At 54.4% G+C, this 21,576-nt stretch carries 25 protein-coding genes; 19 read left to right on the top strand and 6 right to left on the bottom strand.

What is annotated here, in order from left to right:
- The first annotated feature begins 24 nt into the window (after positions 1–24).
- Positions 25–1,212, top strand: coding sequence for a CynX/NimT family MFS transporter (locus MXM41_RS07900; RefSeq protein WP_325930994.1), 1,188 nt, complete (start codon positions 25–27; stop codon positions 1,210–1,212).
- An 8-nt stretch (positions 1,213–1,220) separates the two neighbouring features.
- Here MXM41_RS07900 and MXM41_RS07905 read toward each other — a convergent pair whose 3' ends face one another.
- A complete protein-coding gene (locus tag MXM41_RS07905) occupies positions 1,221–1,931 on the bottom strand; it encodes a CTP synthase (RefSeq protein ID WP_325930995.1) in 711 nt (236 codons plus the stop codon).
- Between the two features lie 167 nt (positions 1,932–2,098).
- On the opposite strand from MXM41_RS07905, the gene MXM41_RS07910 reads away from it, so the two are divergent.
- On the top strand, positions 2,099–2,446 hold the full coding sequence (locus MXM41_RS07910; RefSeq protein ID WP_325930996.1) for a DUF488 domain-containing protein: 348 nt from the start codon (positions 2,099–2,101) through the stop codon (positions 2,444–2,446).
- Between the two features lies 1 nt (position 2,447).
- Here the strand turns inward: MXM41_RS07910 and MXM41_RS07915 are convergent, their stop codons facing one another.
- Complete coding sequence (locus tag MXM41_RS07915; protein ID WP_325930997.1) at positions 2,448–2,753, bottom strand: hypothetical protein; 306 nt, start codon at positions 2,751–2,753, stop codon at positions 2,448–2,450.
- A gap of 350 nt (positions 2,754–3,103) precedes the next feature.
- Between MXM41_RS07915 and MXM41_RS07920 the strand changes: the two genes are divergently transcribed.
- From MXM41_RS07920 to yoaJ, 3 genes are read left to right on the top strand one after another with little or no spacing between them, the layout of a single operon-like run.
- Positions 3,104–4,132, top strand: a complete 1,029-nt coding sequence (locus MXM41_RS07920) for a sensor domain-containing diguanylate cyclase (protein WP_325930999.1) — start codon at positions 3,104–3,106, stop codon at positions 4,130–4,132.
- A gap of 44 nt (positions 4,133–4,176) precedes the next feature.
- Positions 4,177–4,275, top strand: coding sequence for a YoaK family small membrane protein (locus MXM41_RS07925; RefSeq protein ID WP_103179242.1), 99 nt, complete (start codon positions 4,177–4,179; stop codon positions 4,273–4,275).
- Positions 4,276–4,350 carry a protein YoaJ gene (yoaJ, locus tag MXM41_RS22820; RefSeq protein WP_073885218.1) on the top strand — a complete coding sequence of 25 codons (75 nt, stop codon included), beginning with the start codon at positions 4,276–4,278 and terminating at the stop codon, positions 4,348–4,350. It begins immediately after the preceding gene.
- A gap of 52 nt (positions 4,351–4,402) precedes the next feature.
- Here the strand turns inward: yoaJ and MXM41_RS07930 are convergent, their stop codons facing one another.
- Positions 4,403–4,651: a GlsB/YeaQ/YmgE family stress response membrane protein gene (locus MXM41_RS07930; protein ID WP_032617669.1), complete on the bottom strand. Its 249-nt coding sequence runs from the start codon at positions 4,649–4,651 to the stop codon at positions 4,403–4,405.
- A 362-nt stretch (positions 4,652–5,013) separates the two neighbouring features.
- On the opposite strand from MXM41_RS07930, the gene yncL reads away from it, so the two are divergent.
- On the top strand, positions 5,014–5,106 hold the full coding sequence (gene yncL, locus MXM41_RS22825) for a stress response membrane protein YncL (RefSeq protein WP_071886459.1): 93 nt from the start codon (positions 5,014–5,016) through the stop codon (positions 5,104–5,106).
- 36 nt (positions 5,107–5,142) lie between these two features.
- On the opposite strand, the gene MXM41_RS07935 is transcribed toward yncL, so the two are convergent.
- Positions 5,143–5,400 (bottom strand): hypothetical protein, encoded by a 258-nt coding sequence (locus tag MXM41_RS07935; RefSeq protein ID WP_325931904.1) that lies wholly within the window; start codon positions 5,398–5,400, stop codon positions 5,143–5,145.
- A 487-nt stretch (positions 5,401–5,887) separates the two neighbouring features.
- Positions 5,888–7,138 carry an NADP-dependent isocitrate dehydrogenase gene (icd, locus tag MXM41_RS07940; RefSeq protein WP_114315319.1) on the bottom strand — a complete coding sequence of 417 codons (1,251 nt, stop codon included), beginning with the start codon at positions 7,136–7,138 and terminating at the stop codon, positions 5,888–5,890.
- A 117-nt stretch (positions 7,139–7,255) separates the two neighbouring features.
- Here icd and rluE point away from each other — a divergent pair, with 117 nt between their 5' ends.
- The 8 genes from rluE (at position 7,256) to MXM41_RS07980 (ending at position 15,062) form a co-directional block, all read left to right on the top strand.
- Positions 7,256–7,927, top strand: a complete 672-nt coding sequence (gene rluE, locus MXM41_RS07945; protein WP_325931001.1) for a 23S rRNA pseudouridine(2457) synthase RluE — start codon at positions 7,256–7,258, stop codon at positions 7,925–7,927.
- A complete protein-coding gene (locus tag MXM41_RS07950) occupies positions 7,920–8,393 on the top strand; it encodes an NUDIX hydrolase (protein WP_325931002.1) in 474 nt (157 codons plus the stop codon). The genes rluE and MXM41_RS07950 overlap by 8 nt, the downstream gene beginning before the upstream one ends.
- A gap of 41 nt (positions 8,394–8,434) precedes the next feature.
- Complete coding sequence (gene mnmA, locus MXM41_RS07955) at positions 8,435–9,544, top strand: tRNA 2-thiouridine(34) synthase MnmA (protein ID WP_325931003.1); 1,110 nt, start codon at positions 8,435–8,437, stop codon at positions 9,542–9,544.
- A 27-nt stretch (positions 9,545–9,571) separates the two neighbouring features.
- Positions 9,572–10,201: a high frequency lysogenization protein HflD gene (gene hflD / locus MXM41_RS07960; RefSeq protein ID WP_325931005.1), complete on the top strand. Its 630-nt coding sequence runs from the start codon at positions 9,572–9,574 to the stop codon at positions 10,199–10,201.
- 19 nt (positions 10,202–10,220) lie between these two features.
- Positions 10,221–11,591 (top strand): adenylosuccinate lyase, encoded by a 1,371-nt coding sequence (purB, locus tag MXM41_RS07965; RefSeq protein ID WP_325931006.1) that lies wholly within the window; start codon positions 10,221–10,223, stop codon positions 11,589–11,591.
- Positions 11,592–11,715: 124 nt separating this feature from the next.
- A complete protein-coding gene (phoP, locus tag MXM41_RS07970; RefSeq protein ID WP_039028964.1) occupies positions 11,716–12,387 on the top strand; it encodes a two-component system response regulator PhoP in 672 nt (223 codons plus the stop codon).
- Positions 12,388–13,851, top strand: coding sequence for a two-component system sensor histidine kinase PhoQ (gene phoQ / locus MXM41_RS07975; protein WP_325931007.1), 1,464 nt, complete (start codon positions 12,388–12,390; stop codon positions 13,849–13,851). It begins immediately after the preceding gene.
- 89 nt (positions 13,852–13,940) lie between these two features.
- Positions 13,941–15,062 (top strand): cupin domain-containing protein, encoded by a 1,122-nt coding sequence (locus MXM41_RS07980; RefSeq protein WP_325931008.1) that lies wholly within the window; start codon positions 13,941–13,943, stop codon positions 15,060–15,062.
- Between the two features lie 122 nt (positions 15,063–15,184).
- Here the strand turns inward: MXM41_RS07980 and pepT are convergent, their stop codons facing one another.
- Positions 15,185–16,411, bottom strand: coding sequence for a peptidase T (gene pepT, locus MXM41_RS07985; RefSeq protein WP_325931009.1), 1,227 nt, complete (start codon positions 16,409–16,411; stop codon positions 15,185–15,187).
- A 248-nt stretch (positions 16,412–16,659) separates the two neighbouring features.
- On the opposite strand from pepT, the gene potA reads away from it, so the two are divergent.
- The 5 genes from potA to MXM41_RS08010 all read left to right on the top strand — a co-directional run bounded on the left by potA (position 16,660) and on the right by MXM41_RS08010 (position 21,536).
- Positions 16,660–17,796, top strand: a complete 1,137-nt coding sequence (gene potA / locus MXM41_RS07990) for a spermidine/putrescine ABC transporter ATP-binding protein PotA (protein WP_325931010.1) — start codon at positions 16,660–16,662, stop codon at positions 17,794–17,796.
- A complete protein-coding gene (gene potB / locus MXM41_RS07995; RefSeq protein WP_325931011.1) occupies positions 17,780–18,637 on the top strand; it encodes a spermidine/putrescine ABC transporter permease PotB in 858 nt (285 codons plus the stop codon). Before potA ends, potB begins: the two co-directional genes overlap by 17 nt.
- Positions 18,634–19,425, top strand: coding sequence for a spermidine/putrescine ABC transporter permease PotC (potC, locus tag MXM41_RS08000; RefSeq protein WP_325931012.1), 792 nt, complete (start codon positions 18,634–18,636; stop codon positions 19,423–19,425). Before potB ends, potC begins: the two co-directional genes overlap by 4 nt.
- The gene (gene potD / locus MXM41_RS08005) at positions 19,422–20,468 is read left to right on the top strand and encodes a spermidine/putrescine ABC transporter substrate-binding protein PotD (protein WP_325931013.1); all 1,047 of its coding nucleotides are present in this window, start codon (positions 19,422–19,424) and stop codon (positions 20,466–20,468) included. Before potC ends, potD begins: the two co-directional genes overlap by 4 nt.
- Positions 20,469–20,657: 189 nt before the next feature.
- Positions 20,658–21,536, top strand: a complete 879-nt coding sequence (locus MXM41_RS08010) for a DUF6708 domain-containing protein (protein ID WP_325931014.1) — start codon at positions 20,658–20,660, stop codon at positions 21,534–21,536.
- Positions 21,537–21,576: the final 40 nt, after the last annotated feature.

Below are 21,576 nucleotides of genomic sequence, written 5' to 3' on the forward strand. Positions count from 1 at the left end.
CTCATTTCGACGTAAGAGAAACTCATGACCCTTGCCTTTTCTGCTACCGGCAAACAGCGTTTGCTACTGATTGCCGGGATCCTGATGATTGCCACCTCGCTGCGGGTGACTTTTACCGGCGCAGCGCCGCTGCTGGACGCCATCCGCTCGGATTATTCCCTGACGACTGCCCAGACCGGACTGCTCACCACGCTGCCCCTGCTGGCCTTTGCGCTGATTTCACCGCTGGCGGCCGGCCTCGCCCGCCGTATCGGCATGGAGCGCAGCCTGTTTATCGCACTGTTGCTGGTCATAGCCGGGATCGGGCTGCGTTCGCTGCCCTCAGCAACGCTGCTGTTTGGCGGTACTGCGATAATCGGCTGCGGTATTGCGCTGGGTAACGTGCTGCTGCCGGGGTTAATTAAGCGCGATTTCCCTGGACAGGTGGCGAAACTGACCGGGGCGTATTCTCTGACCATGGGGGCCGCCGCTGCGCTGGGCTCGGCGCTGGTGGTACCCGTAGCCCTGAGCGGCGCGGGCTGGCGCGGGGCGCTGCTAATGCTGATGGTGTTCCCGCTGCTGGCGCTGCTGCTGTGGCTACCGCAGTGGCGTCAGCGCCCTGCTGGGTCCCTGAGCGGCGCGCGGGCGCTGCATAGCCGCGGGCTATGGCGCTCGGCGCTGGCCTGGCAGGTAACGCTGTTTCTGGGCATTAACTCGCTGATTTACTATGTGATTATCGGCTGGCTGCCGGCGATCCTGCAGAGTCATGGATACAGCGAAACCGAGGCGGGTTCTCTGCACGGGCTGTTGCAGCTGGCCACCGCCGCGCCTGGGATTGTGGTGCCGCTGATCCTGCTTCGCCTGAAGGATCAGCGCGGTATCGCCGGGCTGGCGGCCATCATGTGCGCGTTGAGCAGTGCCGGACTGTGGTTTATGCCGGATATGGCGGTAATGTGGACGCTGATTTTTGGCTTTGGCTCCGGCGCCACCATGATCCTCGGCCTGACCTTTATCGGCCTGCGCGCCAGCTCGGCGCATCAGGCGGCGGCCCTCTCCGGGATGGCGCAGTCGGTGGGCTATCTGCTGGCCGCCTGCGGACCACCGCTAATGGGTAAAATCCACGACGCCAACGGCGACTGGCGGATCCCGCTGCTGGCCTGTGCGCTGGTCTCGGTGGTGATGGCCGTCTGCGGAATACTGGCCGGGCGTGACCGGGAGATCACGCCCGGCTGAGCCAGCGTTCAGTAATCCTGAGCTGCGCGAAGCAGCGCCTGCACCAGCGGGGCCGGTCGGCCCGCCAGGGCGGCGCGCTCATGCTGGAACAGCGTGGCGATAAAGAACGGGTGCGTCACCAGCTCTACGGCACGGATCTCACCCTGTGCGTCCCAGCCGGTGACGCGCATATCGCCCTTCTCCAGCTGTAGTGCGAACTCCGGCGAAACGCCGTAATTGCAGTGATAACCCTCTTCGATCTCTTCCTGACCATAGGCTCTGGCAATCAAGGTATTGGCGCGCAGTTCAATCGCGTCGCTTACCTCGACCAGCGAGCAGGTCAGCGGGGCGATCACCATCCGGCCTTCGTTATCGGTCTCGGCATGTGCCGCATCCTGCCAACCCATGACGTTACGGGCGTACTCAATCAGCGCATGCTGGAATCCGCCGCAGGTACCAAGAAACGGCACGCTGTTTTCGCGGGCATAGCGAGCGGCAATAAACGCGCCTTCGGCATTTTTGTAGGGGCTTGCCGGAACCAGCCAGATAGCGTCGTAGCCGACCAGGTCTTCCGGGCTGGTTAATTCGGTGGTCGCCAGCCAGTCATAGTCGGCCGTAATATCCAGTACCGCGGCGGCATCATCAATGGCCAGCGGGATCGCCTGGTGAGCCAGAACGTCAGGATTGTAGTCACCGACCAGCGCAATTCGTAGGGTGTTTTTTACCGCGGAGAGTTCCATAGAGTGGTCCTTATGCCAGACAAATATCAGATAACATAAGGCACGTCAGACTACCGATCTTTCGCTGTTATCACAACATCTTAAATTGGGTGGTCAAAACCTGTGATAGCGTTAAGCTCATAACAACAGGCACCAGCACCGCTTCGCCGGGATTGAGGAGCAAGATAATGATTCAGTGCAAACGATTGTATGACGAGGCCAGTAAAGAAGATGGCTACCGGATCCTGGTAGATCGACTCTGGCCGCGAGGCGTGAAAAAAGAGGCGTTGGCGTACGATGAGTGGTGTAAAACGCTCACACCTTCTAATGAACTGCGCAAGATGTTCCACAGCGAGACGATCGACTTCGCCAGCTTCACCCAGGCCTATCGTCAGGAACTGGTGGCGTTGCATCAGGATGAGGGGCGGCGGATCGCTCGTCTGGCAGACAACCAGACCGTGACGCTGCTTTATGGCGCGAAAGATCGGCAGCAGAATCACGCCCTGGTGTTAGCCGACTGGCTGCGTGAGCTGTAATTCAGTCCAGCATCAGGGCATCGAGGGTTTCCGGCGCGTCTTCAGGCGTGAGCGGCATCAGATGTTCCGGGCGCACAAAAGCAAAGCCGTGCTGGTTATCCACCGACCAGACATCCCCGGTCACCAGCCACAAGGGACGTTCAGCCCCAGGCGGCAGCTCTGTCATCACGCCGTTGACCGGGTTTAAAAAACGCTGTCCCGGCTGACAGAGGTTAAACAACTCAACGGATTTGCCAATATTGCGACGCCCTGCTGGCGTGCGGGCACCGATGATCATCGCCAGGCTGCCCGGATTTAACTGAAACATGTTTCCTCGAATCTGGATACTGAACATATAAGATTTTTCTTAGCGCGAAGTTTATCTCAGCCCCAACGCCCTGTCACCAGGGGAGGCGGTTAATCTTTCTCCATGATTTCTTCATTATGCAGACATCTTTGCTCGCTATAGTGGTGGCGTTCTCGCAAAGACCAGAGAACATCATTCCGTAATCAAGATGTTATTTCCCCGGCCCTGCGCCGGGGCTTTTTCCTGCCAGAATGTGCCGTTCTTCGCATGAATATATGAAATGTTTTTAATTCATGTTTTACTATCCGCCGTCAATCTTTGAACAAACCAGACAGGTACAGAGGTCATCTGTAAGGGAGTTGAGCAGCGTCATGTCGGATATCATTCTTGCCCGTGTTTCAGAAACGCTCAGCACTGAGCAATCACTTGAGAGCCTGGTGCGTCAGCTGCTCGAAATGCTTGAGATAGTGACTGACATGGAGTCTACCTACCTCACCAAAATTGATATCAATGCCCGTCTGCAGCACATTCTCTACGCCAGAAACAGCAAACAGATGCAGATCCCGGAAGGGCTAAGCGTTCCCTGGGATGAGACGCTGTGTAAACGGGCGATCGACGCCGGCTGCTTCTTTAGCGATAACGTGCCCGAACGCTTTCCGGACTGCGACGCGGCAAAAACGCTGGGGATTACCACCTACATGAGCATACCGGTTCATCTGACCGATGGTTCGCTCTACGGTACCCTGTGCGCCACCAGCACCCGCAAACAGCCACTGAGCGAACGCGGTCAGCAGGTTTTGAAGCTCTTCGCCGGGCTTATCGCCCAGTACATTGAAAAAGAGTCGCTGGTCAGCCAACTGCGTGAAGCTAACGCTGCCCTGATTACCTGGTCCTATACCGATGCTCTTACCGGGCTACCCAACCGCCGGGCCATCTTTGAAAATCTCACTACCCTCTTCTCACTGGCGCGACATTTGAATCGCAGCGCCATTATCGCCTACATCGACCTGGATAATTTTAAGCTCATTAACGATCGCTTTGGTCATGAAGCAGGCGACCAGTTTCTGGTTGAGGTAGGAAAGAGGCTAAATGACGGGCGCGATAATGATGATATTGTCGGCAGGCTGGGTGGCGACGAGTTTCTGGTGGCCTGTCTGAGTAACGATCGCGAAAGCGGGGAGCAAACGCCGTTAACCATGCTGAGGACACAGCTGAGCGCGCAGATTGCCGGTGAATACTGGCTAGGGGATGTTCATCTTGTCTACCCGGGCGCGAGTCTTGGGGTGATTGAGGTGGATCCTGCCAAACTGGATGCCGACAGCGCGCTGCGGGCAGCCGATGCGGCCATGTACAGTGATAAAAAAAGTAAACTGAAAACGGCCTTTCTCAATATTGATTAACCCCGTAAACTCGACGGGTTTTGTACTTCTGGACAGGTGGTAACATGCGGCTTGGTATTCTGTTCCCGATCGTGATTTTTATCACGGCGGTGGTGTTTTTAACGTGGTTTTTTATCGGCGGCTACGCTGCGCCCGGGGGATAAATGAGAAAAACGACGATTATCATGCTGATTGTCGCCATTGTGGCCGTCGCCGGAAGCCAGTTAGGCTGGTGGTGAATCGCGAAAAAAAGACCGCCGTATCGGCGGTCTTTTTCTCTGAATCGTCAGGTTAGCTTCTTACCTTGCGGTAAATAAACAGCACAACCAGCGCACCAATTACTGCAACCATAAAGCTGCCAAAGTTGAAGCCATCGACTCTGCCGAATCCGAACAGGGTACTGATCCAGCCACCCACTACGGCACCGATGATGCCCAGAATGACCGTAACGATGAACCCACCGCCATCTTTGCCCGGCATAATCCACTTCGCCAGAATACCTGCAATAAGCCCAAAGATAATCCAGGAGATGATTCCCATAACTGCTTTCCTCTCTGTATGGTTTTTGTCGTCAAATCAAGTACACACAAAGCTTAGCACAGGATTCAGAAATGCAAGTTTGTGATTGCCATCACGCGAAAATTTTAAGAATTTGTCGAAAACACCTGTTCCGCACAAAAATTGGGGTTGTAATCGTTAATGAGAAATATTATCTTTCTCAACACTGAATAGTTGAGCAAATCACTCAGGTATTCAGTACGACATTGCTCACATTGCTTCCAGTATTACTTGCCCACTCAACGTGGGCTTTTTTTTGCCTGTTATCTGACGATTTGACGTTCTGGAATTTGCTATTACGCTTATTAACACAATCCCAGTACAGCCATAATGGTATTGATAACATGAATGTTTCCAGCAGATTCGTGATTTGTATTAACCTTGTTTGTGCCAGTTCGTTGTTACTTATACTGTCTGACAAATTCAACTGGTTTTAATGTGAGCAAACCCGGCATTTCGCCGGGTTTCATCTTTTAATCATCGCCTTCAATCAAAAACCCTGCCCGACGTATCGCCTCTTTACTGTCCGTAACGCCTGCAGCATACCCTGCTTCGATATCGCACACCGGGCTGGCGCTGACGTAAGGGAGCTTCACTTCTGTCGCAAGAAGCTGTTTCAGGCGGGCGTTATCCTGGCGGGCAACCAGCAGCTCTGCGGCAAGCTCTGCTGGGGCCACCGCGGAGAGTTCGCCTGCGGCAATGCGGCGAAGCGCTGTGTCATCAAGCATAATTCCTCCTGCGTATCCATAAAAACGGGAGCCCATCGGCTCCCTCTCTTATCTCAACTGATAAGTAGCTTCAATTCTGGGTTGGATAGGATTCATCACGTTGCGCCAGCGTAAAACAAGCCCTTTGCTCATTCAGTTCAGATGTGGTTCCGGAACGACTTTTCCCGGCGACAGGACGATCCGGGTCGCACCAGCTATTTATTAATTGCTTCAAAACACAGATTAGCCCCGACACAATCAGAAGCGTGGATAAGGATGTCAACCAGGCAATCGTCATAAGAAACTCCATGTTCTCAGGTTTGTTCCATGAGAATCTTAGAACGTATTTTTTATTTGTCATCTCATTGCCGTAAATATACCGCTTTCAATCAACCTACTCAACTTACTGATATTAAAGGATATTTATGATAGTCCTGCTATTTGTCGTTTATAAAAAAATAAAAAAACGGGAGCCAACTGGCTCCCGTTCTTATCTAACCCGGAAACCGGATTACATGTTTTCGATGATCGCGTCACCAAACTCTGAACATTTCAGCAGCTTCGCGCCTTCCATCAGACGTTCAAAGTCATAGGTCACGGTCTTGTTGTTGATCGCGCCTTCCATACCTTTAACGATCAGGTCTGCAGCTTCGAACCATTCCATGTGACGCAGCATCATCTCTGCGGACAGGATGATAGAACCTGGGTTCACTTTATCCTGACCAGCATACTTCGGTGCGGTACCGTGGGTGGCTTCAAACAGCGCACACTCGTCGCCGATGTTCGCGCCAGGCGCGATACCGATACCGCCAACCTGCGCCGCCAGGGCGTCGGAGATGTAGTCACCGTTCAGGTTCATACAGGCGATAACGTCGTATTCAGCCGGACGCAGCAGGATCTGCTGCAGGAACGCATCGGCGATCACATCTTTAATGATGATCTCTTTGCCGGTGTTCGGGTTCTTGATCTTCTGCCACGGGCCGCCGTCGATCAGCTCGCCACCGAACTCTTCCGCCGCCAGCTGGTAGCCCCAGTCTTTGAACGAACCTTCGGTGAACTTCATGATGTTGCCTTTGTGAACGATGGTCACAGAGTCACGGTCGTTAGTGATTGCATACTCAATCGCCGCACGAACCAGGCGCTTGGTGCCTTCTTCTGAGCACGGCTTGATGCCGATGCCGCAATGTTCAGGGAAGCGAATTTTCTTCACGCCCATCTCTTCGCGCAGGAACTTGATCACTTTCTCTGCTTCTGCAGAGTCTGCTTTCCACTCGATACCTGCATAGATATCTTCGGAGTTCTCACGGAAGATAACCATGTCGGTCAGTTCCGGGTGTTTAACCGGGCTTGGCGTACCCTGGTAGTAACGTACCGGGCGCAGACAAACGTACAGGTCGAGTTCCTGACGCAGAGCAACGTTCAGGGAGCGAATACCGCCACCGACCGGGGTAGTCAGCGGGCCTTTGATGGCAACGCGGTAGTCGCGAATCAGATCCAGCGTCTCAGCTGGCAGCCAGACGTCCTGGCCGTAAACGTGGGTAGATTTTTCACCGGTGTAAATTTCCATCCAGGAAATTTTACGCTCGCCTTTATAGGCTTTCTCAACAGCGGCATCCACCACTTTCAGCATCGCTGGGGTGACGTCTACACCGATACCGTCACCTTCAATGAACGGGATAATCGGATTATTAGGGACGTTCAGCTTACCGTCTTGCAGGGTGATCTTTTTACCTTCCGCCGGAACAACTACTTTGCTTTCCATTAACCTCTCCTTCGAGCGCTTCTGGTTGTTACTGATCTTATGTTAATAATTTGTAATGAGCCCATCGATAGTACCTGAATGTCTGGCGCCATGAAAGGCATTCGTTATTAGGCTATAATGCGGCAATTGATAACGTCTGAAAATACCATGCAGAAAACTTCTTTTAGAAATCACCGGGTTGAACGATTCAGCACACGACAAGCATCCAGACCACGCAAGCAACGCGCGCCGACACGCGTTATTTTGTTCAATAAACCTTACGATGTCCTGCCGCAGTTTACCGACGAAGCCGGGCGCAGCACGTTGAAAGATTACATCCCTGTTCAGGGGGTTTATGCCGCAGGCCGGCTCGATCGCGACAGCGAAGGGCTGATGGTGCTCACCAATGACGGTGAGCTGCAGGCGAGGCTCACCCAGCCCGGCAAGCGCACCGGCAAAATTTACTACGTCCAGGTTGAAGGTGTGCCGGATGAAGCGGCGCTCACGGCGTTGCGTCACGGCGTTACGCTCAACGACGGCCCTACCCTGCCTGCGGGCATTGAGCTGGTGAGTGAGCCGGCGTGGCTCTGGCCGCGCAACCCACCGATCCGTGAACGCAAATCGATTCCCGTAGCCTGGATCAAAGTCACCCTTTATGAAGGCCGCAACCGCCAGGTGCGCCGCATGACGGCGCATGTCGGCCATCCCACGCTGCGCCTCATCCGCTACGCCATGGGCAGTTATACGCTGGATAATCTCGCCAACGGTGAGTGGCGGGACGTTACTAAACAAGGAGAGCCTGATGTTTAAACCGCATGTTACGGTGGCCACGATTGTCCACGCTCAGGGCAAATTTTTAGTGGTGGAAGAGACCATCAACGGCAAAGCGCTCTGGAACCAGCCCGCAGGCCACCTCGAAGCCGACGAGACGCTGGTTCAGGCGGCGCGGCGTGAGCTATGGGAAGAGACGGGCATTGATGCAGAGCCGCAACATTTCATCCGCTTACATCAGTGGATCGCGCCGGACAAAACGCCGTTTATCCGTTTCCTGTTCGCCATTGAGCTTGGCGAAACGTGCGCCACTGAACCCCATGACAGCGACATCGACCGCTGCCTGTGGGTGGATGCCGACACCATTCTGAACGCGACAAATCTGCGCTCGCCGCTGGTTGCGGAGAGCATTCGCAGCTATCTTTCCGGTCAGCGTCTGCCGCTGGAGACCATTGGTGAATTTAACTGGCCGTTTACAGAGGGTGTCAATGCCGGGGGCGCGTGATAGAATACGCCGCCTTGAAGTTCAATGTCGTGAGTATTCCAATGTCTGAAAGCCAAAAAAAAGTGATCGTCGGCATGTCCGGCGGTGTCGATTCTTCCGTTTCTGCCTGGCTGTTGCTGCAACAGGGCTATAAGGTCGAAGGCCTGTTCATGAAGAACTGGGAAGAGGACGATGGCGAGGAATACTGCACGGCCGCTGCGGATCTGGCTGACGCTCAGGCGGTCTGCGACAAGCTTGGCATTGAACTGCACACCGTCAATTTTGCCGCAGAATACTGGGATAACGTCTTCGAGCATTTCCTGGAAGAATACAAAGCCGGCCGCACGCCGAACCCGGATATTCTGTGCAACAAAGAGATCAAATTTAAAGCCTTCCTCGAATTTGCCGCTGAAGATCTGGGTGCTGACTACATCGCGACCGGCCACTACGTGCGCCGGGCCGACGTCGACGGCAAAAGCCAGCTACTGCGCGGGCTCGATGGCAATAAAGATCAGAGCTACTTCCTCTATACTCTCGGCCACGAACAGATTGCCCAAAGCCTGTTCCCGGTGGGTGAGCTGGAAAAACCGGAAGTGCGTAAAATCGCCGAAGAGCTTGATCTGATCACCGCCAAGAAAAAAGACTCAACCGGTATCTGTTTTATCGGTGAGCGCAAATTCCGTGAATTCCTTGGCCGCTACCTCCCTGCCCAGCCGGGCAAAATCCTATCTGTGGATGGCGATACCATCGGCGAGCACCAGGGTCTGATGTATCACACCCTCGGCCAGCGTAAGGGCCTGGGTATCGGCGGTATCAAAGAGGGCAGCGAAGATCCGTGGTACGTTGTCGATAAAGATGTTGAAAACAATATTCTGATTGTGGCGCAGGGTCATGACCATCCGCGTCTGATGTCTGTCGGCCTGATTGCCCAACAGCTGCACTGGGTCGACCGCGAGCCGCTGCAAGGCACGCTGCGCTGTACGGTGAAAACTCGCTATCGTCAGACCGATATCCCCTGCACCGTGACCGCGCTGGACGACGAACGCATCGAAGTGCGTTTTGACGAGCCGGTCGCCGCCGTGACCCCGGGTCAGTCTGCCGTCTTTTACAGCGGCGAGATCTGCCTTGGCGGCGGTATCATCGAACAACGCCTGCCGCTGACCGCGGTGTAATGCGATAACACACAGAAAGGAGCAAGTGTGGCGAAGAACTTTTATGACATCACCCTGGCGCTGGCGGGAATTTGCCAGTCGGCCCGTCTGGTGCAACAGCTGGCGCATCAGGGCCACTGCGATGCTGACGCGCTGCACGTTTCGCTCAACAGCGTTGTCGATCTGAACCCCAGCTCCACCCTCGGCGTGTTCGGTGGTAGCGAAGCAAATCTTCGCCTCGGTCTGGAAACGTTGCTCGGTGTATTAAATGCCAGCAACCGTCAGGGGCTCAACGCCGAACTGACCCGTTACACCCTCAGCATGATGGTGCTGGAGCGCAAGCTGAATGCCGCCAAAGGGGCGATGGATACCCTTGGCGATCGCATTGGCGGCCTGCAGCGTCAGCTCGACCATTTCGAACTGCAATCCGACACTTTGCTCAGCGCCATGGCGGGCATCTATGTGGATGTGATCAGTCCACTGGGGCCACGTATCCAGGTCACTGGCTCCCCTGCCGTACTGCAAAGCCCTCAGGTGCAGGCCAAAGTGCGTGCCTCTCTGCTGGCCGGTATTCGTGCCGCGGTGTTGTGGCAGCAGGTTGGCGGTGGCCGCCTGCAGTTAATGTTTTACCGTAATCGCCTGACGACTCAGGCAAAACAAATTCTTGCTCATTGTTAACCTCCCGGAGTTGCGAACTATGGAATTATCCTCACTGACCGCCGTTTCCCCTGTCGATGGACGCTACGGCGATAAAGTCAGCGCGCTGCGCGGGATCTTCAGCGAATATGGTCTGCTGAAATTCCGTGTACAGGTTGAAGTACGCTGGCTGCAAAAGCTGGCCGCGCAGGCAGCAATCAAGGAAGTTCCTGCTTTTGACAGCCAGGCAAACGATTACCTCGATAAAATTGTCGCAGAATTCAATGAAGAAGATGCCGCGCGCATCAAAACCATTGAGCGCACCACCAACCACGACGTGAAGGCGGTTGAGTATTTCCTGAAAGAGAAAGTGGCAAACATCCCGGCGCTGCATGCGGTATCGGAATTCATTCACTTCGCCTGCACCTCCGAAGATATCAATAACCTTTCTCACGCGCTGATGCTCGCTACCGCACGTCAGGACGTGGTGCTACCGTACTGGCGCAAAATCATTGATGCGGTGAAAGCGCTGGCGGTTGAATATCGCGATATCCCGCTACTCTCCCGTACCCACGGTCAGCCAGCAACGCCATCTACCATCGGCAAAGAGATGGCGAACGTCGCGTACCGTATGGAGCGTCAGTACCGCCAGCTGGAACAGGTGGAGATCCTCGGTAAAATCAACGGCGCCGTAGGTAACTACAATGCGCACATCGCCGCCTACCCGGAAGTGGACTGGCACCAGTTCAGCGAAGAGTTCGTGACCTCTCTGGGCATTCAGTGGAACCCGTACACCACCCAGATCGAGCCGCACGACTACATCGCCGAGCTGTTCGACTGCATCGCGCGCTTCAACACCATTCTGATCGACTTCGACCGCGACATCTGGGGTTACATTGCCCTGAACCACTTCAAGCAGAAGACCATCGCCGGTGAAATCGGTTCCTCCACCATGCCGCACAAGGTCAACCCGATCGACTTCGAAAACTCCGAAGGCAACCTGGGCCTGGCGAACGCGCTGCTGCAACATATGGCCAGCAAACTGCCGGTTTCCCGCTGGCAGCGCGATCTGACCGACTCCACCGTGCTGCGTAACCTGGGTGTCGGCATTGGCTACGCGCTGATCGCCTATCAATCCACCCTGAAAGGCGTGAGCAAGCTGGAAGTGAACCGCGAGCGTCTGCTCGACGAGCTGGATCACAACTGGGAAGTGCTGGCTGAGCCCATCCAGACCGTGATGCGCCGCTATGGCATCGAAAAGCCGTATGAAAAACTGAAAGAGCTGACCCGCGGCAAGCGTGTTGACGCCGAAGGCATGAAGCAGTTTATCGACGGTCTGGCCCTGCCGGATGAAGAGAAAACCCGCCTGAAAGCGATGACGCCAGCCAACTACATCGGTCGCGCCATTGCGATGGTTGATGAGCTGAAATAAGGCTTTTTACCCTCTTTCCGCCCGGAAAGAGGGTTCCCTCCCCCCGGTTTATGAAATGTTTATCCCCGCCGCAACATAATCAGCGTTAAACTACTCTGACCATTCATATTAGGGAGAAGCGATGATGCGCGTACTGGTTGTTGAGGATAATGCGTTGCTACGTCATCACCTGAAGGTTCAGCTTCAGGAAATGGGTCATCAGGTGGATGATGCCGAAGATGCCAAAGAAGCCGATTACTATCTCAACGAACACCTGCCCGATATCGCCATCGTTGACCTCGGTCTGCCTGATGAAGATGGCCTGTCGCTGATCCGCCGCTGGCGCAGCCACGACGTCTCTTTGCCGGTACTGGTCTTAACCGCCCGTGAAGGCTGGCAGGATAAGGTCGAAGTGCTCAGCGCAGGCGCCGATGACTACGTCACCAAACCTTTCCATATTGAAGAGGTCGCTGCCCGCATGCAGGCGTTAATGCGTCGCAACAGCGGCCTGGCCTCGCAGGTGATCTCTATTCCGCCTTTTCAGGTCGATCTCTCCCGCCGCGAACTGGCGATTAACGACGAGGTGATCAAGCTGACGGCCTTTGAGTACACCATCATGGAGACGCTGATCCGTAACAGCGGCAAGGTGGTGAGCAAAGATTCCCTGATGCTCCAGCTCTACCCCGACGCGGAACTGCGCGAAAGCCACACTATTGATGTCCTGATGGGGCGTCTGCGGAAAAAAATTCAGGCGCAGTACCCGGAGGATGTCATTACCACCGTGCGCGGGCAGGGCTATCTTTTCGAATTACGCTAAATGAAAAATCTCTTGCGTCACTTTCTGCCTCTGTCGCTGCGGTTTCGGTTCCTGCTGGCGACAGCGGTGGTGGTGCTGGTGCTCTCACTGGCCTACGGGATGGTCGCGCTGGTAGGCTACAGCGTCAGTTTCGATAAAACCACCTTCCGTCTGCTGCGCGGCGAAAGCAATCTGTTCTATACCCTCGCGACATGGGAAAACAATAAAATCAGCATTGATATGCCCGAACATCTGGATCGCCAGAGCCCGACCATGTCGCTGATTTACGATGAAAAAGGGAAGCTGTTGTGGGCCCAGCGCGACGTCCCCTGGCTGATAAAAAGTATCCGCCCGGAGTGGTTAAGAGCCAACGGCTTTCATGAGCTGGAGGCGAATGTCGATGCCACCAGCGTGCTGCTCGGTAACGATCATAATATGCAGCAGGAGTTGGCTGAGATCCGCGAAGATGATAACGACAGCGAGCTGACCCACTCGGTAGCAGTCAATATCTATCCCGCTACCCTCGAAATGCCCCAGCTGACGATTGTCGTTATCGACACCATTCCGGTGGAGCTGAAACGCTCCTATATGGTGTGGAACTGGTTCGTGTACGTGCTCGCCGCCAACCTGCTGCTGGTGATCCCCCTGCTCTGGCTGGCCGCCTGGTGGAGCCTGCGGCCTATCGAGTCGCTGGCAAAAGAGGTGCGCGAGCTCGAAGAGCATCACCGGGAAAAACTTAACCCCAACACCACCCGGGAACTCACCAGCCTGGTGCGTAACCTCAACCGGCTGCTGAAAAGCGAGCGTGAACGTTACGATAAGTACCGCACCACGCTCACCGATCTGACGCACAGCCTCAAAACACCGCTGGCGGTGATGCAGAGCACGATGCGCTCCCTGCGTAGCGCGAAGCTGAGCGCCGATGAAGCGGAACCGATAATGCTGGAACAGATCAGCCGTATCTCACAGCAGATTGGCTATTACCTGCACCGTGCCAGCATGCGAACCGGCAGCACTCTGCTGAGCCGGGAGCTGCACCCTGTCGCCCCGCTGCTTGACAGCCTGACCTCCGCGCTGAATAAAGTTTACCAGCGCAAAGGGGTCAACATTACCCTCGATATCTCGCCTGAAATCAGCTTTGTGGGCGAAAAAAACGATTTTATGGAGGTGATGGGCAACTTGCTCGATAACGCCTGCAAATACTGTCTTGAGTTTGTGGAAGTGTCGGCCCGTCAGGGAGAAGATCAACTGTACATCATTGTTGAGGATGATGGCCCCGGGATCCCACAGGGCAAACGCGACCAGGTCTTCGATCGCGGACAGCGCGCCGACACCTTACGCCCCGGCCAGGGGGTTGGCCTGTCGGTTGCGCGCGACATTGTGGAGCAGTATGACGGCAGGATCGAGACCAGTGACAGCCTGCTGGGTGGCGCCCGAATGGAGGCGATTTTTGCCCGTCAGCACCTGACAAGCGACGAGAGTTAAGCGCCTGGATGAAAAAAGCGTGATTCTCACACGCAGGCCGCTGAGCTTCCGTTATAATCCGAGTCAGTAAAAGCCTGCGGAATATAAATATGGATTATCAATTAGCACTTAACTGGCCCGACTTTATCGAACGTTACTGGCAAAAGCGTCCGGTGGTTCTGAAACGCGGCATCGCCAATTTCGTCGATCCGATCTCTCCCGATGAGCTGGCAGGCCTGGCCATGGAGAGCGAAGTCGATAGCCGTCTCGTCAGCCATCAGGATGGGAAATGGCAGGTCAGTCACGGTCCGTTTGAAAGTTACGATCACCTGGGCGAGAGCAACTGGTCGTTACTGGTGCAGGCGGTTAACCACTGGCATCAGCCCGCCGCAGCCCTGATGCTGCCGTTCCGCGCTCTGCCCGACTGGCGTATGGACGATCTGATGATCTCCTTCTCCGTGCCTGGGGGCGGCGTTGGCCCGCATCTGGATCAGTACGATGTGTTCATTATTCAGGGTACCGGCCGCCGTCGCTGGCGCGTGGGTGAGAAGGTGCCGATGAAGCAGCACTGCCCACACCCCGATCTGCTGCAGGTCGATCCCTTTGTCGGCATCATCGATGAAGAGCTGGAACCGGGCGACATTCTCTATATTCCGCCGGGCTTCCCGCACGAGGGGTATTCCCTTGAGAACTCGATGAACTATTCGGTGGGGTTCCGCGCCCCAAGCGGCCGCGAGATGATCAGCGGGTTTGCCGATTACGTTCTGCAACGCGAGCTGGGCAGTCATCGCTTCAGCGATCCGGCGGTTCCTTCCCGCGAGCATCCGGCCGATATTCTGCCGCAGGAGCTGGATCAGCTGCGCGGGATGATGCTGGATCTGATTAACCAGCCCGAGCACTTTAATCAGTGGATCGGAGAGTTTATCAGCCAGTCCCGCCACGAACTGGACGTCTCCCTGCCGGAGCCGCCGTATCAGCCGGATGAAGTCTACGATGCCCTGCAGCAGGGCGACAAGCTGGCACGTCTGGGCGGATTACGCGTGTTACGCATTGGCGAAAAGGTGTACGTTAATGGCGAACAGCTGGATTCTCCGCACCGTCCGGCGCTGGAGGCCCTTGCCAGCCATATGGTGCTGACAGCGGAGCATTTCGGCGATGCGCTGGACGATCCCTCGTTCCTCGCCATGCTGGCGGCACTGGTTAATAGCGGGTACTGGTTCTTCGAGGACTGAGTCGTTTGTGAGTAGTAACGCCCGGTAGCGCTCCGCTTACCGGGCCTACAAAGACCGAGCAGGCCGGGTGGCGGCTGTGCCTTACCCGGCTTACGAATGGACCCGGGGAACCGGGCAATTTCCTACTGCTGCTTCGCCGTTAATTCGGCAATCCGCACGATCACCTGCACGGCTTTCTCCATGCCCTCCAGGGTCACGAACTCATGCTTACCGTGGTAGTTATAGCCGCCGGTAAAGAGATTCGGACAGGGTAGCCCCATAAAGGAGAGCTGCGCACCATCCGTGCCGCCGCGAATCGGTTTGAGCTGCGGCTCGACGTCGCAGTCACGCATCGCCTGCTGCGCCACTTCAAGGATGTAGGGATGCTCAATCACCTTTTCATGCATATTGTAATAGCTGTCCTCAATGACCAGCTCAATGTAGCAGTCCGGGTGTAATCCTTTACCCACCTTTTTGGCAATGTCCATCATTTTGCGCTTACGTGCTTCAAATCCGTCGCGGTTGAAATCGCGGATGATGTAGTGCATATCCGCACGATCTACCGTTCCTTTGACGCTGGTGAGATGGTAGAAGCCCTCATACCCTTCGGTTTTTTCCGGGCTTTCATCTGCCGGGACTTCAGCATGAATGCGCGCCGCCAGCGACAGGGCATTCACCATTACTCCTTTTGCGGTGCCGGGATGGACGTTATTGCCGACGATACGGATGTTAACCGATGCGGCATTAAAATTTTCGAACTCCAGTTCGCCCACCCCGCCGCCGTCAACGGTATAGGCCCAGCGGGCATCAAAGGCTTCGACGTCAAAATGCTTCGCCCCTTTTCCCACCTCTTCATCGGGGGTAAAGGCGACGCGGATATCGCCGTGAGGAACCGTGCTGTTTTTTAGCACCGCCAGCGCGGTCATGATCTCCGCAACGCCCGCTTTATCATCAGCACCCAGCAGCGTTTTGCCATCGGTTGTGATGAGCGTCTGGCCGAGCAGCTGATGTAAGACCGGGAACATCACCGGCGATAGCACTTCGTCACCGATGCCAAGGGCGATATCACCGCCCCGATAGTTCTCAACAATCTGCGGATTAACGTTTTTACCGCTAAAATCCGGTGAGGTATCAACATGGGAAATAAAGCCAATGGCTGGAATATTACCGCTGACATTCGCAGGTAGCGTGCCCATCACCGTCCCTTTTTCGCTTAAGGTCACGTTGACAAGCCCCAGCTCCTCCAGCTGGTTTTTTAACAGCTGTAACAGTTTCCACTGGCCTTCAGTGCTTGGTACCTGGCGAACACCCGGCTTTGATTGGGTATCCAGCGATACGTACTGTAAAAAACGCTCAAGTAATTTATCCATGCAGTCACCCTCACTTTTTGTGACAACATTATCAATAAGCATCAAAACCCAAATATTGCGTCAGGTCACTTTTATCCCGTAAACGAGAATATTTCCGTTTATCTCACCCTTTGCTAATAAATGTAGCTTATCAATGGGTAACAAGGATTGGCGATTCCGGAGGATTCCCGTAGAATGTCCGCCCTCATTACGTTTCACCAAGGTGGTTAACCACAAACCCCGCTGCGATAAGCTTTTGCAGCGTCGATATGGGACTGAATCAAAAATTGAATACACAACCCGCTTCACTGTCACCGTTGGTGCGACTGGCCGGAATTCGTAAAAGCTTTGACGGAAAAACCGTCATTTCCGACCTCGATTTAACCATCAACAACGGCGAATTTCTTACGCTACTGGGGCCTTCGGGCTGTGGTAAAACGACAGTGCTTCGCCTTATTGCCGGGCTGGATAACGTCGATCGCGGTCACATCCATCTGGAAAATCAGGACATTACTCAGGTTCCTGCTGAACACCGTCACGTCAATACCGTCTTTCAAAGTTATGCACTTTTCCCGCACATGACGGTTTTCGAAAACGTCGCCTTTGGTCTGCGGATGCAAAAAACGCCCGCCAGCGAAATTACCCCGCGCGTCACCGATGCCCTGCGCATGGTGCAGCTCGAAACCTTCGCCCAGCGTAAGCCACATCAACTTTCGGGCGGACAACAACAGCGTGTCGCCATCGCCCGTGCCGTGGTCAATAAGCCACGCCTGTTGCTGCTGGACGAGTCCCTTTCCGCGCTGGACTACAAGCTGCGCAAGCAGATGCAGAACGAACTCAAGGCGTTGCAGCGTAAGCTCGGGATCACCTTCGTCTTTGTCACCCACGATCAGGAAGAGGCGCTGACCATGTCCGATCGCATCGTGGTGATGCGCGACGGCAAAATCGAGCAGGACGGTACCCCGCGTGAGATCTACGAAGAACCCAAAAACCTGTTTGTCGCCAGCTTTATTGGTGAAATCAATATCTTCAGTGCTACCGTTATTGAACGTCTCGACGAGCAGCGGGTGCTCGCCAGCGTTGAAGGCCGCGACTGCAATATCTTCGTCAATTTTGCCGTTGAACCGGGACAACAGTTGAACGTCCTGCTGCGTCCGGAAGATTTGCGCGTCGATGAGATCCACGACGAAACCGAAGCCGAAGGGTTAATCGGCTATATCCGCGAGCGCAACTATAAAGGCATGACGCTTGAGTCGGTGGTTGAGCTGGAAAACGGCAAGATGGTGATCGTCAGTGAATTTTTTAACGAAGACGATCCTGATTTCGACCACTCGCTCAATCAAAAAATGGTCATTAACTGGGTAGAAAGCTGGGAGGTTGTGCTGGCTGATGAAGAACACAAGTAAATTCCAGAATGTGGTGATCGCCACTATCGTCGGTTGGCTTGTGTTGTTTGTCTTTTTACCCAACCTGATGATCATTGCCACCAGCTTCCTGACCCGTGATGACGCCCATTTCGTCTCGCTGGTCTTTACGCTGGAAAACTACGCGCGTCTGCTCGATCCGCTCTATTTCCAGGTCCTGCTCCATTCGCTCAATATGGCGCTGATTGCCACCCTGGCCTGCCTGGTGCTGGGCTATCCTTTCGCCTGGTTTCTGGCGAAGCTGCCAACGAAGGTGCGTCCACTGCTGCTGTTCCTGCTGATTGTGCCTTTCTGGACCAACTCCCTGATCCGCATTTATGGTCTGAAGATCTTTCTCAGCACCAAAGGCTATCTGAACGAGTTTCTGCTGTGGCTGGGCGTCATTGATACCCCAATCCGCATCATGTTCACCCCCAGCGCGGTGATCGTGGGGCTGGTCTATATCCTGCTGCCGTTTATGGTGATGCCGCTCTACTCCAGCATCGAGAAGCTGGATAAACCCCTGCTGGAGGCGGCAAGAGATCTGGGTGCCAGCAAGCTGCAGACCTTTATCCGCATCATCATCCCGCTGACCATGCCCGGGATCATTGCCGGCTGCCTGCTGGTGATGCTGCCGGCGATGGGGCTGTTCTACGTCTCCGACCTGATGGGCGGGGCTAAAAACCTGCTTATCGGCAACGTCATCAAGAGCCAGTTCCTGAATATTCGCGACTGGCCATTCGGATCGGCCACCAGTATCACCCTGACGCTGGTAATGGGCCTGATGCTGCTGGTTTACTGGCGCGCGTCGCGGCTGCTCAACAGTAAAGGGGAACTTGAATGATCGGTCGCCTGCTCCGCGGCGGTTTTATGACCGCCATTTATGCGTACCTCTATATTCCGATCATTATTCTGATCGTGAATTCCTTTAACAGCTCGCGCTTTGGCATTAACTGGCAGGGATTCACCACTCAGTGGTACAGCCTGTTGATGAATAACGACAGTCTGCTGCAGGCGGCGCAGCACTCCCTGACGATGGCTATTTTCTCGGCCACCCTCGCCACCCTGATTGGCTCGCTGACAGCGGTGGCGCTCTACCGCTACCGTTTTCGCGGCAAGCCCTTCGTCAGCGGCATGCTGTTTGTGGTGATGATGTCCCCGGACATCGTGATGGCTATCTCGCTGCTGGTACTGTTTATGCTGCTGGGGATCCAGCTTGGCTTCTGGTCGCTGCTCTTCTCGCACATTACTTTCTGCCTGCCGTTTGTGGTGGTGACAGTCTACTCCCGTCTGAAAGGCTTTGATGTGCGGATGCTGGAAGCAGCGAAAGATCTGGGTGCCAGCGAAATGACCATCCTGCGCAAAATTATCCTGCCGCTGGCGATGCCCGCCGTGGCGGCAGGATGGCTGCTCAGCTTTACCCTGTCGATGGATGACGTTGTGGTTTCGTCCTTCGTCACCGGGCCGAGCTATGAAATTCTGCCGTTGAAGATCTATTCAATGGTGAAAGTCGGCGTTTCACCTGAGGTGAACGCGCTGGCGACCGTTCTGTTGATGTTATCGCTGGTTCTGGTGATCGCCAGCCAGCTTATTGCTCGTGATAAAACAAAATCTCAGGGGACGTATAAATGATGAAATGGTCACGCCACCTGCTCGCAGCAGGCGCTCTGGCAATGGGTATGAGCGCTGCGCACGCGGACGACAGTAAAACGCTCTATTTCTACAACTGGACCGAGTATGTGCCGCCAGGCCTGCTGGAGCAGTTCACCAAAGAGACCGGCATCAAGGTGATCTATTCGACTTACGAGTCGAATGAAACCATGTACGCCAAGCTCAAAACCTATAAAGATGGTGCCTACGATCTGGTGGTTCCGTCGACCTATTTTGTCGACAAGATGCGTAAAGAGGGCATGATCCAGAAGATCGACAAAACGAAGCTAACCAATTTTTCAAATCTCGATCCGGAGATGCTTAACAAGCCGTTTGACCCCAATAATGACTACTCCATTCCGTATATCTGGGGCGCGACGGCTATCGGGATCAACAGCGAGGCAATGGATCCGAAATCGGTGACGAGCTGGGCTGACCTGTGGAAACCGGATTATAAAGGCGGATTGCTGCTGACCGATGACGCGCGCGAAGTATTCCAGATTGCGCTGCGTAAGCTGGGCTACTCCGGCAACACTACCGATCCGAAAGAGATTGAAGCGGCATATCACGAGCTGCAGAAACTGATGCCAAACGTCGCCGCCTTCAACTCCGACAATCCGGCCAACCCCTATATGGAAGGGGAAGTCAACGTCGGGATGGTGTGGAACGGTTCGGCATACGTAGCGCGTCAGGCCGGTACGCCGCTGGAAATTGTGTGGCCTGCGGAGGGCGGGATCTTCTGGATGGACAGCCTGGCTATTCCGGCCAATGCCAAAAACGTGGACGGGGCTCTGAAGCTGATTAACTTCCTGCTGCGCCCGGATGTGGCAAAACAGGTGGCAGAGACCATCGGCTATCCGACGCCTAATCTGGCCGCTCGCAAGCTGCTGAGCCCGGAAGTGGCTAACGATAAGTCACTCTACCCGGATGCGCAAATCATCAGTAAAGGCGAGTGGCAGAATGACGTGGGCGACGCCAGCCGCCTGTATGAAGAGTATTACCAGAAGTTGAAGGCAGGACGATAATGCAATAATATGCCGGGTTTCGACCCGGCATGACTCATTGGTACAAGGATAAGTACATATGAAGCTGAACAGTAACGTTCTTTATTCTCTTTTTTCTGCATCGACATTATTTTTACGACCGTTAACAAGACACAGGCATTGAGTTTCCTGATTTAAAGGACTACAGGTAACACTATACAAGGATGCATTATGTCAAAAAAAGCGCAGAGAAAAGCGCCGCCCCTCTTCGGTGTAGTCGCCGTCAACGACATTTATTGTGATATCGTAAGACACGTCCCCAGAAGCGAATGGTCTGGCGTAACAATGCCGCTTCTGACAGTAATCCCCTTTCTGTTATCTATTTTTTTTATTGGCCCAATTATTGGGTATTCTCCCGTATTTATTCTGGTTGAGGTTATACTCATCCTGATGTTCTATAGCAGCATCCACGCGTTGCGTGTCGTCATTACCCACCCCAAAACGTTACTCGTCAGGCTGAATCGCAAACGACAACGCGTGTATGTTCAAACGTATCGTCCCACGCGTAATATCTTTGCAAAATGGCCTGTCGAAACGCTGATTTATGACTGGAAGGACATTGAAGCCCATTTTAGTAACGGTTCCGGAACCGCGGGCTCCCGGACATGGTATAAGTGGCAAGCCCCCTCGACTGACGGGAGAAAAAACTGGCTGATCATCAGCGATGATAACGCGCCTTTATTTTATCAAGTCTCCCGCTTCTCTACCGATATTGCAGATACTCTTTTGAGTTATGCGGAATCCTGGGCGTGGTGCAGAAACTATATGAATGGCCTGATGACACCCGTTCATTTAATATCAATAGAAAATAAATACTCCTATAAATATTGCGTGACGAGATTGAGTAGCCGGACGCTGTCGCGTGTCAATGAACATGATAAATGGACAACTATTTTCCCCGTCAGGAATCCTTTTTTCTGGCTACTTGCTTTTATTATGGTGCCAACCATTTTACTGGACGCTCTGGCAATGAGGCGAATTATGCGCAGGCTGCCGGAGACGCCGTGGTCTGACGAGGTACAGGTCGAATCAACAACAGATACACAATAGATTAATTATTTTATTTTTAACTGCGTAAGGTCCTGCATTG

It is taken from the genome of Leclercia adecarboxylata (assembly GCF_035787115.1).
Taxonomy (GTDB): Bacteria; Pseudomonadota; Gammaproteobacteria; order Enterobacterales; family Enterobacteriaceae; genus Enterobacter; species Enterobacter adecarboxylatus_E.